General features: G+C 54.1%; 14 protein-coding genes. 5 read left to right on the top strand and 9 right to left on the bottom strand.

The annotated features are described in order from the left end of the window. On the top strand, nucleotides 1-1,039 hold a 1,039-nt coding region (locus tag ACEPP2_RS18210; RefSeq protein WP_395517436.1), incomplete at its 5' end, for a hypothetical protein. Between the two features lie 82 nt (nucleotides 1,040-1,121). Here the strand turns inward: ACEPP2_RS18210 and repC are convergent. The 8 genes from repC to ACEPP2_RS18250 all read right to left on the bottom strand — a co-directional run bounded on the left by repC (nucleotide 1,122) and on the right by ACEPP2_RS18250 (nucleotide 9,802). After that, nucleotides 1,122-2,336: a plasmid replication protein RepC gene (repC, locus tag ACEPP2_RS18215; protein ID WP_395517437.1), complete on the bottom strand. Its 1,215-nt coding sequence runs from the start codon at nucleotides 2,334-2,336 to the stop codon at nucleotides 1,122-1,124. Nucleotides 2,337-2,490: 154 nt separating this feature from the next. Further along, nucleotides 2,491-3,492, bottom strand: a complete 1,002-nt coding sequence (gene repB, locus ACEPP2_RS18220) for a plasmid partitioning protein RepB (protein WP_395517438.1) — start codon at nucleotides 3,490-3,492, stop codon at nucleotides 2,491-2,493. 75 nt (nucleotides 3,493-3,567) lie between these two features. Continuing rightward, nucleotides 3,568-4,773, bottom strand: coding sequence for a plasmid partitioning protein RepA (gene repA, locus ACEPP2_RS18225; RefSeq protein ID WP_395517439.1), 1,206 nt, complete (start codon nucleotides 4,771-4,773; stop codon nucleotides 3,568-3,570). A gap of 321 nt (nucleotides 4,774-5,094) precedes the next feature. After that, the gene (locus ACEPP2_RS18230; RefSeq protein ID WP_395517440.1) at nucleotides 5,095-6,345 is read right to left on the bottom strand and encodes a hypothetical protein; all 1,251 of its coding nucleotides are present in this window, start codon (nucleotides 6,343-6,345) and stop codon (nucleotides 5,095-5,097) included. 104 nt (nucleotides 6,346-6,449) lie between these two features. After that, nucleotides 6,450-7,568 (bottom strand): hypothetical protein, encoded by a 1,119-nt coding sequence (locus ACEPP2_RS18235; protein ID WP_395517441.1) that lies wholly within the window; start codon nucleotides 7,566-7,568, stop codon nucleotides 6,450-6,452. A gap of 107 nt (nucleotides 7,569-7,675) precedes the next feature. Beyond that, nucleotides 7,676-8,437: a hypothetical protein gene (locus ACEPP2_RS18240; RefSeq protein ID WP_395517442.1), complete on the bottom strand. Its 762-nt coding sequence runs from the start codon at nucleotides 8,435-8,437 to the stop codon at nucleotides 7,676-7,678. Nucleotides 8,438-9,085: 648 nt separating this feature from the next. Next, a complete protein-coding gene (locus tag ACEPP2_RS18245) occupies nucleotides 9,086-9,277 on the bottom strand; it encodes a hypothetical protein (RefSeq protein ID WP_395517443.1) in 192 nt (63 codons plus the stop codon). An 84-nt stretch (nucleotides 9,278-9,361) separates the two neighbouring features. Beyond that, entirely contained in the window at nucleotides 9,362-9,802 is a 441-nt protein-coding gene (locus ACEPP2_RS18250) for a MucR family transcriptional regulator (RefSeq protein WP_395517444.1), read from the bottom strand. 309 nt (nucleotides 9,803-10,111) lie between these two features. On the opposite strand from ACEPP2_RS18250, the gene ACEPP2_RS18255 reads away from it, so the two are divergent. From ACEPP2_RS18255 to ACEPP2_RS18270, 4 genes are all read left to right on the top strand, one after another. Next, complete coding sequence (locus ACEPP2_RS18255) at nucleotides 10,112-10,555, top strand: LexA family protein (protein ID WP_395517445.1); 444 nt, start codon at nucleotides 10,112-10,114, stop codon at nucleotides 10,553-10,555. A gap of 143 nt (nucleotides 10,556-10,698) precedes the next feature. Continuing rightward, nucleotides 10,699-11,976: a Y-family DNA polymerase gene (locus tag ACEPP2_RS18260; protein WP_395517446.1), complete on the top strand. Its 1,278-nt coding sequence runs from the start codon at nucleotides 10,699-10,701 to the stop codon at nucleotides 11,974-11,976. 176 nt (nucleotides 11,977-12,152) lie between these two features. After that, nucleotides 12,153-12,389: a hypothetical protein gene (locus ACEPP2_RS18265; RefSeq protein ID WP_395517447.1), complete on the top strand. Its 237-nt coding sequence runs from the start codon at nucleotides 12,153-12,155 to the stop codon at nucleotides 12,387-12,389. 204 nt (nucleotides 12,390-12,593) lie between these two features. Further along, on the top strand, nucleotides 12,594-12,839 hold the full coding sequence (locus ACEPP2_RS18270) for a hypothetical protein (protein ID WP_395517448.1): 246 nt from the start codon (nucleotides 12,594-12,596) through the stop codon (nucleotides 12,837-12,839). 215 nt (nucleotides 12,840-13,054) lie between these two features. On the opposite strand, the gene ACEPP2_RS18275 is transcribed toward ACEPP2_RS18270, so the two are convergent. Continuing rightward, a complete protein-coding gene (locus tag ACEPP2_RS18275) occupies nucleotides 13,055-13,324 on the bottom strand; it encodes a hypothetical protein (RefSeq protein WP_395517449.1) in 270 nt (89 codons plus the stop codon). Nucleotides 13,325-13,349: the final 25 nt, after the last annotated feature.

A 13,349-nucleotide genomic window follows, 5' to 3' on the forward strand; every position in this document is an offset into this window, starting at 1 on the left:
GTTGGACTGGTACGCAGAAAACAAGCGTCAGAATATGGTCCGGAATCGTAGGGTATTGTTCTCTTATCTGAAGAGCCAGCCCAGTTACGAGCGGGATGAAATCAAACAAGCTCTGGTGAACCCTGGCAAGGCACTTCAGAAGTCCTGCACCAGCAGCATGCGCGTCCATGGCACAGAAGTAGATTATGATGGCGAGGAAATGATCCATTTCCTGCACCTGGTTGCCCCGTTTTGCTGTGACGGCATCCGTCTTCCTCCTCTCGCAATCGCGATCGGAGCTGACGTTGCACATTCACTCAATGAACAGGATTGTCACTCAGACGAAGCTCTGATTACAGACTTCTTGAAGACCCGTTCCACCATCTACATTGATGTCGCTCACCACAGCTATCTGGTCACTAACTCGGTCCAGTTGCGGGCGATCTTCGTTTACTTTGATGGCAGCCATAAGCGATTTTCAGGAATCTTCACGAGACCTGGCTGCAACAATGGCCGACGGATCAACTGGCGAGCTGGCCGCTGGAACGCTAGCCCGTTCGGCGCAGAATTTGACGAACTTTTCTGGGCTGCTTCATCCGACTTCAGGGGTAAGGGGTCTGAAACCATTGTTAGCGAGATCCTCGAAGATCGCGACAACGCATTCAAGCTGATCGAGCGATTTGCGGATAATGCTGTCATGAGCCTTCTGCAGCTGACCAACGATGAGAAGATCGAACGGCTTCCTCAGGTACCAATTATTAGCCCGCAACGAATTGGCAGGAGGTCGGCTCAGCGGCTTGCAGATCGCAGTCTGTTTTCGGTGGTGAAACTGACCGCTCAGCAGGTTCAGGCTAACAGGGTTTATGGGGACGCTGACTCCCAAGGTATTAGCCGTGCTCGCCGTCTGCATCACGTATCCGGACACTATCGTTGGCAGGCGTGCGGACCAGGTCGTCGGGACCGAAAGCGGAAGTGGATCCGTTCATTCCAGCGAGGATCAATTGCCCAAGGTAAAGTGACTTCCATGAAAATCCTGCGCGACAACGGAATGTTGCCCTAAGATTGCAACCTCTCGAAACTGGGGGATGAGATGCCCCAGTTTCGAGATTCTTCGCTAGGCCTAAGTCAAGGGTTCGGGGCCTTCAACCGACCATCCTGGCTGGCTCACCATTCATTTTCAGCGCCGCCATCAACATGGGCCCAACCGAAAAGTCCCCTCTCTTTGCCTTGTCAGTCAACGCTCGCAAATAGCCGCCTGCAGAGTTGATGTGGTTGGACCGCTGAAGGATGCACGCAATCACGATCGCGGTGGTCTCCTGCCCCATCACGTCGAGGGCATCGGCATAAGCCGACGGCGAAATCCCAAGGAAGCCGCGGACCTGCGCCACAATCATCATGAAGTCCCGCCAGCTCGATATACCATCGGGGGCATAGTCAATGATCTCGGGGCAAGCCTTCAGCACTAATCCAAGTGGATACGCTTTCGGCACACTCGTCCGCTGACTGATTGGCTCTGCCCTCGCCTCCCCTGCTTTCTCTAAAGCTGGTTCAAATTCACAATAATGGGATTCGGGTTTTGATTCAGAGTGCTGCCGTCCATATTGAACGTCATTGCCGTCCATATTTTCAGTATTTGTGAGCTTTTCCAACATCCTGTCGATATCTTCGCGGATTTCCGACAGATCGCCAACGATAGCCTCGAGCTGGTCAACAGTAGCACGACGTGGGATTGCCTCCACAACGGCCCTGAAACGGCTCCAGAGAACCCGCCAGTCGCCAGCAGCGCCTTCTTCCATGGCGGCTTCCATGATCTTGTAGATATCGCGCCTGTAGAGGGTCACACGCTCCCGCATGAGCTTCAGCGCTCTGCTCTCAGCACGAACATGATCAGCGGCAGCCTGGAACTCTTCGGCCCGGACCAAGAGCGGGGCGAGTGAGAAGCCAAACGCGTCTTCAATAACCCCTTGGTCCGTCTTGCGGGCATAACGCTTGCCGTTGGGGCTGTCCCGTCGGAGGATGAGCCCGGCATCAACGAGAGCTGCCAGATGCCTCCTGAGGCTCGTATCGGCCATGCCGTGAGCTCGCAGGGACAGCTGGCGATTGGATGGGAAGACGACCAGGCCGTGCTCTTCAGACAGCTCTGCGTCGGGATAGAACGACAGCAGCGCGTGCAGGATAGCCAGCGAGCGATCAGTGACACCGAAGCTGGCCTTCCCTTCGCAAAGATTCCGATACACTTCCCACTTGTTGACTGACTTCCCCTCAGGGATCTTGTCAGCTTTCTTGTAGCCTGCCAGCAAGGCGAGCGACATCGCACGGCCACCGAATGGGGTGGTCGCAATGTTATGCGTCTCCATTTTCCTTCACCTTCAATCAGGCAAAAGAATTCCAGTCGCCCAAACGGACGTTACGACTCTTGACAGCGATTCGAGGAAATGCGATTCTATCTTTGCTAAGAGATGAGAAGGGCTTCCACGACGGTGACGTTTGGGGGCCTTTTTCTTTTGCGGTTTAGTCTCCTGGTTTCTTTTCCGATTTCCTGAACGCCTCGTAGAGGTCATCCAATTGGGATCTGATAAACTCTCCGAACGGCTTCGCATCCTTCTCCGTGAATTCTAGCGAATAGCCCTTCGGTTTTGATTTCGAAGCAATGATAACAGCCTTGTTTTCAGGAGCCCAGGCATCTGCTGCGGCCGAGCTCCCGGCCCTCTTCGGCTTCTTTGCTTTGACTTTCAGGTGAGCGAGCAACTGATTGAAGCCCTCTCCCCTCCCCTGCGCATCCTTGAATTCCTCGGATGCAACGAACTCAACAGCTTTGCTGGTATTCGCTGGAATCAGAACGAGCTTTTTCAACTCTTCCCAACGATCTCGGCCGATCCCCTTCCCTGCTCCAATGGCCTCGAGAACGGTTTCTGGAACCGTCTCAACGACCGACAGCATTCTGGAAAGAAGCGTGTCGTCGACTGTGAGCGCAGACTTGGCGACTTCTTTGGTCATGCCGCGGTCAAGAAGCCGACGGGCAAACAGTGCCTTCTCAATGAAGGTCAGGTCAGCTCGAGCGGTGTTTTCCTGCCCCTGAGCGATGACATGCTCGATGTCAGCCATCTGCTTGATGACAGCACGAACCTGAATTCCAAGCTCGCGGGCAGCCTTGGCACGTCGATGCCCGAAGATAATCTGGTACTGGCCAGTTGCGTCCGGATGAGGACGGACCAGGATGGGCGTGGACTGCCCACTCTTCCTGATAGCTTCCTTGAGAGCTTCGAAGTCATCAGCCTGCTCACCAATGCGATCGGCGATAAAGGAGCCATCAAGGAGATTGGGATCGAGAGAAACAACCGTCTCTCCGCCAATCATTCTGAGACTGGCCTCTGCCATCTCGTCCAGCGACTGCAGCATTGAACGTGAAGCACCGCGCTTTGTGTAATCAGCTCTGGCTTCGGAAACTTCGGCTGGGGCCGTGTCGCCCTTGATTGATGCTGTCACACTTGCCAGCAGGTTTTTTCTAGCCATTGAAACCTCCTGAAATAGGCTTCATCATCTTCATTTTGTTAGTGAAATTACCATTCTGCACGGCTGTCAAAATCATCATTTGCGCCCCCATGCTTTATGGATCAGTGAGACGACTTCGCCATTGACGGCATTCAAGCTTTCGATGGCCCGATCATAGGTGGAGCGCGTGAACTGGGACCGCTCGATTTCGTAGACGCTCTGCTTTGTGATACCAGCGTCGGCGATCGCCGTGGACTTCACCATCTGGTTTTTCAGCATCCTGTTGCTGAACATTGCCTGCAGGAAACCCACCATTGATGATTGTGGTCCATCGGTCGGCTCGTAGCGCGTCACCAGATACCGGAACCACTTGAGCTTGACGGTCGCCCCTGCGGATTTGATCGACTGCAGAATACCACCCAGCATGAGCAGGAATTGGCTCATGGACATCACATCGAGCATCTGGGGATGGATCGTGATGAGAACCGAAGTTGAGGCCGTCAGGGACGTGAGAGTGAGATATCCAAGCTGTGGCGGGCAATCGATCACAACGACATCATAACGGTCGTCGACTTCCTTCAGGATCGTCGATATCCGAGTGAAGAAAAGGCGGCCTTCCGGCGAGTTCTTGTTCGAGGCTGCCAAAGGCGTTTCGTATTCGTATTCCTGAAGCTCAAGGTTCGCAGGTACAATATCCAGGCCTGGGAAATTCGTCGGCCGAATGATCTCGGTAATAGAAATCCGCTGATCGTCATACCGAAGTGCTTCGTAGAGCGACGGATTCTTATCCAACTCAGGCTGGATTCCATGCAACGAAGTCAGAGAAGCCTGGGGATCGAGATCGATGGCAAGGACGCGATGGCCTGTAAGGGCCAAATATTGCGCCAGGTGGGCAGCGGTCGTCGTCTTTCCTGAGCCGCCCTTAAAGTTCACTACAGAGAGGACCTGAAGCGCTTCACCTTGGCGGCGGTGAGGTACATACCGTTTGAAGTCGGAACGACCGTGCTTGTCCAAATAGTGACGCAGTTCAAGCATCTGCTGAGCCGTGTATGAGCGACGGCCAGAGGGCGAGACCTCAGGGGAGGGGCCTTTGCCGTCCAGATGCAGCTTCTTGATATGATTTTGGCTTACGCCGAGGAAGTCAGCTACTTCAGCAGACGAAAATAGCCGCAGGCCCTTTTGAGCATTCGGAGGATACTGCTCGATCCTCAACATGTTCAATTTATCCGAGATGAGCTCTCCCTGGCGGAGGATCTCCTCGTCAAAATCGACATCAAAGTCGTGATCTGGCATCACATTCATTTTCTGCTGAACCCGGAGTAACGCTTTTCCGAAGCAAATGGCTTCGCAACCGGGATTTGAACCCGATTCTCCGATTCCAGCAAGAAGTTTTTCGTTAACGAAAGGTTAACCCGTGGACAGCTCTTTCAACAGAAGCAGAAAGAGGCTGGGGGTCTTATGGGACCTTAAAGTCTGATCGGGGAATGGGAGCTTACGCTGTAGCCACTAACCGTTTCTGTTTGCACGCCTTTTTGCCAATCTGCACGGCTGTCAAATTGCGGGCTTATAGCCATCAAAGAAATCGACCGCGGAGGACTTCAGAAGCCCCGATGACAACTACTCCTAAGCCGTCACTTTCCTAGGCCGCCCACGCCCACGCTTCGGCTGATCCCCGCGATCAATCTCGACAGCATTGACTGGCTTAAGCCGGGCAATTGCCGCCCAGTATTCCTCAGGCACCAAGGGCTGAAACTCGATAGGTTTCTTTTTTCGACTATCGCCGAGCGCGTTGGAGACCACATTCGATGCCCATTGGAGGCCACTGATCGCCAACACTTCAAGAACGTCGGCAGGCGGATGCGAAGGGTATCTTTTGCCCCCGACGGCCTCCTGTTCTGAATCGACTGCCCACTTCTTCGTCGTGTGTTCACTTACATTTATGTATGCGCCGAGGTCCGAATATCGAAGGCCTTGCAGCCGAACCAGCTTTGCATAGAGATCGCGCTTCTCAGGGATGGACAACTCACCTGGCGTCACCACCAGTTCCAGATAGCGATCCCACGCCTTCTCTCTGATGGCGGATCTGCAATCCTCCAGCGATTTGCCATCCAGCTCATGGTGCAGATGTCCGAACGATGGCGTAGCAAGTTCGTGGCCAATACGGCGAGGCTGCCCGTTAATTCTGATGGTCACGGAGCCGGGATCTCCAACCTCAGCCAACAGGGCAAAACCATTGAGCTGATGATCGACATCCTTCAGGAAGTCTTCTCTCGCCAATCCATCGTCAGCAAAGACCCTGGCTGCCTGGTGGATGATCGCCCATGCATACTCAGGAATTGCAGCCATGAGTCTATCCAAGACCTCCTGGCTAGGGGCGTTGGCGATTTTGGACAGCCCGTTGTCCGCGGATTGGGCGAGGAGGTCATCAATTCTCTTTCTGGCGACAGCAAGCTTGGTATTGGTGATCGAGCTCAACATTTCAGCAGCCTTGGCGGGATCATGCTTCAAGAATGTCTTGGCTTCATCGATCTCCATGCTGAAGATAGCAGCCAGTGCCTTGTACTGGCGCGTGAGGCCGAGTTCCGCTTTCACGAGGTAATTGTTGACACGGTCCTCGGCTGCTCGAGCTTGGATGCCATTGTCCTTGAGCAGTTCGATTGCGTGATCTTTGTTCGCAGAAATGAAGTCAGCCAGCTTTCCAGGCTCGACATTCAACAGGTCGGACAGCACAAGTGTCTCTGTACCTTTCACATAGGTCGCCATGGTAGACGGCGCGATTCCGGCGATCCCAGCCATTTCGTCGGCAGTCCACCCTGTCGTTTGCTTGATCTTCGCTAGTTGTAGCTTGCGTTTCACGTTGTCAGTATGTCTCATCCCAGTCCCCAAAATCCTTTATTATTATCCACCATTATATCCCTTATTGGGTCTCAATACAAGCGCCGACGGTTTTACGGCGCTGTATTATTGCCTAACGCCAATTATGCTGGCGCTGCGGGCTGGCCTTCTGCGTGACGTGTCAAAGCCCGGATCTTGGTAACCGGTGTGGAATTGATATCTCCACGATCAAATCCCGCAATCCACCGTAGCCGCCTGTGCCTCCAGCCTGGACCCACGGCCTGCAGTCGAAAATGTCCGCGGACGGTATGACGGCGATTGCGATCACGGGGCAGGGGAGGGGCATCTGGATCCCTGTCGTACTGCTGCCTGCGCGTTAAGTCTCGGCCGAGGTTCTCACCAGTCACCTTTACCATCGAAAACAGGCTGAATTTCTTGGCCGCCTGCTTTGCCTTCCGCCCAAAACGACGCGGATCATCGATCGGCAGGTAGGGAAGCTGCTCGAACGGGGCAGGGCGGTTTTCTTGTTCGATCTGCATATAGGCGAGCGTCAGAAACGTGAAATCTTCGATCGCTGTAAGGGTCGCTCCAAGGGCCTCATCCGTCGTCACCCGCGTTTCCTTTGTCCCGTCGTCTGTGACCTCAAAATGGATGAAATCGACCGCTTTTGGCATACAGCCGCCCCAACCAATCATGCGGTGACCTGACCGCTCACGGCCAGAAAAGACGGCGCAAAATTCAGGGTTCGAGGACTGCACGTTCTTCATGAAAATCGCCCTGAGGAAGATCCCCTCTGAGAACGCGGGTTCTTTGAATACACCGATCTCAAGCTCGTAAGTGAAAGGCATCAAATCCAGATAAACTAACTGGCCATCCTCGAGTGATGCCGTGCCGGCAGCCCTGATATCCTCAGTGATGCCAGCGTGTCTGAAATTATTGATGACCTCATGATCGAGCTGGGCCGCCAAAGGTCTTGGGATGCCAGGGCGATCTCTGAAGAACGGAAGCAAGGCAATGCGAAATGGGATTTCGCTGTCCGTAACACCCGTCAGGTCAGCTGCGGTCCCGCCTTCCTCGTGGAGTTCTGTAAACCACCGGAACGCAGCACCGTCATTTACGGATGCCTGCTTCATGAGTGGTGTCAACGGCGCAGGTTTTACCGCGACTTTCGGAAATTGCTTGTAGACGGCGTTCTTCGTCTCCACACCTTCGTGGAATCGAGCAGATGAGCCTAGAATGTAGTTATCGAGCCAAGTTTGCATTGCTTCTATCTCTCCAAATCGTCGCCCTCCAAGGGCTATCGTTATCGTGGTTTTAATTATCTCTACTGGTATGAGGAGGGTTTTTGATGCCCCTCCCATGGGCGGTGTCAGTCCCCCAACCGCACTCCCCATTCCCATGTGGAAGCTTCCTCGGCCACACGAATTGAATACCAGCGGTCTTCATTGGCGAAGACCATGTCGTGCTGATCCTTGGTGTGTTTGATACGCGGTGCGAACGCGAAGATCATGCCCTTGCTGGATTTCAGGAATTCGTTTGAACGAACCTCATGGGATCCGCCGACCACAACACTTTCGGCTTCGATCTTATCGGCATTTGCTGGCTTCGAAGCAGGCACCATGAGGACATCGCCCTGGCGAACACCTGCTGCCAACTGTTTGTCATTGACACCCCACATCCAACGCTGCGCTGACCGGACGGCCGAAACCGGATCGTCTTCATCTTTACGGATCCCAGCGTGGACAGCATGCGCAGATACCGGATGCCTGAAGAGCTCATTGGTGATCTCATTCCGGCCGACGAGAACGTAATCTTTATGGATGTTCGCGAAGCCCTTGGCGTAACGCTTGAAGAAATGCCGGATCTGGATGACGGCAACACCCTGCTCAGCGTCGTATCCGTAGACATCGAGGTTCAGGCTATCGCCACGCATCTTCTTGTCGAATTCAACAAAGCTCTCGGGCAGCACGCCTTCGAAGAGCTTTAGAATCTCGGATGCGCTCGTCGTGCTGCCGTCCAGGTTCTTAATGGATGTGATTTCGTTGTAATAACCCCTTTTGGCTTCTCCATTGATCGACAGGGCGACTGGTGTGGCTGCTACGAGGTTGGTTTCATTGATGTTGGTGCTCATTTATGTTCTCCAAATTTGATGTTTTGAAATCCCTTGTTGTTATTCACATCATTATAATGGTTGTGCATAGTGGTGACGAAATTAATGGGAGTCAATCCGCCAATTCGTAGCGCGAGGATTCCAATTTAGTAAGCAGGCGGTCGAGGTCGTCCGACAGTTTGCTGGCCTGAGACAGCTCGAACTCGCAGTTTTTACGCTCGACGGTAGCCATCGCAGCATGGAGGTACCGTATGCCCCGAATACTCGGTCATAAAGCGGGCCCTCCTTCTCGAAGCCTGTAGCGGGTGGAAGGGCGGCCAGAGCATTAGTTTTCGTAACCTCGGCGAGAGTGATAGCTGTCCTCAGGTAAGTCATACGCGCGTCCCCATTTCTTAAGTTTGCAAGATTATTATATCCCTATTTTGGATATATGTCAATAGCCGACAGTTTTGGCCGACAGAAATAGGGGAGGGAATCCATAACGGTACTCTTCCCTCAGCGTCTCTCTCAATTCTCTCCTGAGAGGCTTTGACTATGTCGACCGCGGCAAGCGACGGCTGGAAGCCCGTAAGGCCTGAAAAGGTTTCCCCAGCAGCCGGGGAGGGGGGATCAGGCTGCTGGGGATCGGGCGGGAAACCGGGGGAAACCGCCCGAATTGATGAGAGGGATTCAGCCTCTAATCAAATGGTCGCCTGGAAGTTCCCCTGGCACAATAGCCGTGCTGTTGGCTTCGGCGATGTCTGAGAAGGCCTCGACCAGGAGGCGCTTGAAGCTCCCAGGCATGCGGAATTCGCTGCCATCTGTCCTGGTCAGGATGACAACAGCGTCGATGTTTTCGTGAAGGTTTGGTTTTGAAGTCATGGTTGCCTCCGATTTCAATTCGGAGGCAATTGTCTCACCTGGCCAAGCAAGGCACAAAAACGCGGCGGCTAAAGCGCCGACAGATCAGGCTTTCTTTTTGGCCGATGGGGCCTTTAGCCGCCTTTGCCCGAGACCTGACGACACCGCGAGTTTAGAGCGAGCCACAGAATACTCCGGCGCTGTCATTGGGTAATCCTTGGGAAGCCGCCACTTTTCCCGATATTCTTCAGGCGAAAGCTCATGGTGGGTGGACAGGTGGCGCTTCAGGGACTTCAAGCCTCTGCCACACTCGAGACAGGTGATCGCCTCGGGGTTAACCGATTTCTTGATTGGGACAGCAGGCTGCTGGCGCACTTCTTCCGCAACCTGGACAGCGGATCCAGTTCCTAGAGCCTTGAAGGACGCGTGTACCGAGGCGATGAGCTCGGCCAGGCTGGCGGCGGGGACGACGTTCTTTTGGACATAAGCAGAGACAACGTCGGCCGTGAGACTGACAAGTTCTTCGGTGCGATCTATTTCGGACAAATCAGGGCTCCTAGGATTGAACGGACCTGTCTAAGGGCTATCGGATAGACTTCAAGGTGATTTTGGCTCGGATGCTAGTTTTCGCACTATGGCCTCAACTTCCGCGATCGGGACATCCCAGAGCGAGGCAGTTTGATGTCATACGGTAGAGAATGGTCGCGTTCTCCAGAGCCTTGGGGAAGATGGTAGTCGCGGCGAAGCCGTCGTCTCAAAGCAGGCAGCGTGAATCAGCGTCTGCCATCAGAGCCGATGAAAATTCATGTGAACCCCGATTGAGAGTCCTGTTTGTTCGCGTTATGTTCGAATATCATGGACAACTCAGACATACCTATCATTCCCGTTCCAATTTCCTGTGTAGGCACGACTGTGCCGCTTTCGGGCATCCTTGTGCCTGCTGGGTTCCCATCACCCGCTGCTGATGATCTCGAAGACGAAATTGACCCCATCGCGTGGATCGTAAGGCACCCCTCAGCCACGTTCTGGTGGAGGGTCTGTGGGGACAGTCTACTGGACGAGGGGATCCAAGATGGCGATCTGATCGCGGTGGATCGCGCTGGCAAGAAGAGGGTCGGGCGGATCGTACTGGCCTTGGTCGATGGCTCTATAACGGTCAAAAAGCTGGCTCGGCGAGACGGCCGATACTGGCTCGATCCCAAGTCCCGAGGTCGCGAATTCATTCCAATCCCAGTGACTGACAGCACGGAAATCTGGGGAGTGGTTGCTGGTGTTGTTCGTCGATATTCAGTTGATTGATTATCATGGAAACGCATATTGACGCTCTTCCGGGACTCGTCGTAGAAGGCACTCCTCACACCAGACATGTGGGAAATCCTTCGATTGTCACCTCAGGCGGCTTGGTAATGTTACCAAGCCGCCCTTTTTCTTGAGGTGAGAGGATGCCAGAACCAATCGCCCTCATCGACTGCAACAATTTTTACGTCAGTTGCGAACGTACGTTCGACCCCAAGCTGATCGGCGTGCCTGTCATCGTGCTTTCCAACAATGATGGATGCGCAGTTGCAAGATCCGAGGAGGCCAAAGTTCTCGGCATCAAAATGGGCGAGCCACTGTTCAAAATCAGGGGCAAGGTTGCCGCCCACGGGATCCGGACGCTATCGTCCAACTATTCGCTCTATGGCGACATGAGCCGCAGGGTCGTCAATGCCATCAGCCAGTTCTCGCCCTCATACGAGATCTATAGTATCGATGAGACCTTCGTCGATCTCGGCGGCTTCGGCGATCGGTACCTGAAACAAGCCACCGAAATGCGAACAACCGTCAAAGAGCTGACTGGCATCCCAACGTGCGTGGGTATTGCGCCGACCAAGACCCTCGCAAAGCTCGCAAACCATGCCGCCAAGAAGAATCCGATTTTTGGTGGTGTTTGCGACTTCACAGACGAGCGTGTGGCCGCCTGGTGTATGGACCGTATAGCCGTCGGCGAGGTGTGGGGTGTCGGCCGCCAAACAGAGGCTAAGCTGATCGCGCAAGGGGTTACAACAGTATCCCAGCTCCGCAACACTCCGATGCAATTGGCAAGGAAGATTGGCACTGTAGTGCTCGAGCGACTGGTGGCAGAACTTCAGGGAGTGCGATGTCTGGACATTGAGCAGGTCGAACCACAGCGCAAAGGTATGGCGGTCACCCGGTCGGCCGGGGAGCCTATGCGCGACTTAGATACCCTGATGCAAGCGATCACATCTCATGCGACCAGAGCGGCCGAGAAACTCCGTCAACATGGCCTCGTCGCAGGGCAGTTGACGGCCTTCTTCCACACCAGTCCGTTTTCAAATGGCCCCCAGCATTCGGCATCTCGAACGATCGGATTGAAGCCGATGAGTAGCAACACGTTCGATCTCGTGCAGGCTGCCAGCATGTGCATCCAGAAAGCGTGGAAAGGTGACCGCCGCGGGAATGGACATGCATATGCCAAGGCAGGCATCATACTGGATGACTTATTGCGTGAGGAGGATGCTCCCAAGTTGCTGTTCGACATCAATCGGCCGAGGGATGCTCGCCTGATGCAGGCGTTAGATGCCGTCAATGACAGGTTCGGGAAGAAGGCCCTGGTCGTTGGTAGTGAGGGCTTCAGGCGGCCGTTTGAGGTCAAGGCTGAGATGCGGTCGCCAAGGTATACGACGAGGCTCTCAGAGGTGCCTGTGGTGAGGGTGTAGGGGCACCAGATACGAGAGCGGGTTGATGCCCGTCCTTGTTCGGGGCACATTGAAGGTATATGTAAGGTCTACAGCGGGTTTCAGTGTCGTTGCCAACGGGATTGCTCGATCCGGTCGGAACAGCTATGCTTGACCGACGTTGGAACCTTAGATGAGTTGGTTCCTTTGGAGATAATATGGCTGTCCGTAAGTTAGTAACCCAATATCGCACCCGTCGGCCTAAGGCTGATGGCCGTGGCGTGGAGGTTTCTCAGCTTCGCGATGCCCGTATCAAGGCCAAAGTTGCGAAAGCACAGCACGACTATAACGGCATGCCGTTGGACAAATGGAAAACAGCGCTGAAGAAGGATGTTGAGGCGCGTTTTGGCCCAACTCCCGACGATCTCGTGCCAGCTGGCGAGTCCGGCTGGTAAAGTTTGCCAAATCTAGGCCCTGACGACATCTTTGATCTCAACCTGGTGGCTTTGCCTCAGGTGTTCGATGTCGTATGGTGCAAATACCCATATAAGCAACATGGACGTTCGCCTGGCCCAGTGCCGCGGCCCTGTCTTGTTCGCAGATCTTTCACCCACGAAACGCCGATAAAAGGACGAACGTATCGGGTGGGATGGATTGAAGTGATCTATGGGACGAAGCAAATCGACAAGTTCGATCCGCCACAGGGCTTCCACGTCAATGACACTGAGGAGAAGAATGTATGCGGCCTCAGCGTCGATACCGTCTTCGATCTCAGCGATACTCAGACTTTGCCGTGGTCTCCAATCTATTTCACTTCATCCAATGGCAAGCCGATTATTGCAGGTCGGTTCACTGATCCCATGAAGGCCCGCCTGCGCGAGCAATATGCGCTGCTGGCAAGGTAGCAACGCAGAACCAGTCAGCACCGATAAAGGTACCCTCAGACTTCAACCACCTTCATGAAGTCGACGTGCTCGTTCTCCCTCAGATATCCTCTCGGATTGCATATGATCCGTGTAATGCCGACTTGGTATCGTTATCTTTGAAATACTAATGGATAGAACGGATGCGGGGCATGATCGGTGACAACTGTCGGGCCATCGAAGGCTGGGCCTAGTGGTTATCGGCGTAAGCAGCCAGTGAGTTGGTAGAAATTGAAGGGAAGTGCGATATCCTGCTCTTCTGACAATCCGTCGCTGGTTTCAAGTCCACTACGAGCCATGTAAATTTGCTGGCGGGCTGCGGCAAAGACAAGCCCCCTGTCCCCATTCGTTGTCTCGATCTCTTCAAAGACAACTTCCTGTGGCTCACCATCAGTCAGCTTAAAAGTTACACTGCAGATGCTGGCACCATTCGAGCACCCGAACTCCGAAACGTTCGTCCAGATCATCCTGCCCCCAGATCGCTTGGTGGAG

The organism is Pseudorhizobium flavum, assembly GCF_044142885.1.
GTDB lineage: Bacteria > Pseudomonadota > Alphaproteobacteria > Rhizobiales > Rhizobiaceae > Neorhizobium > Neorhizobium flavum.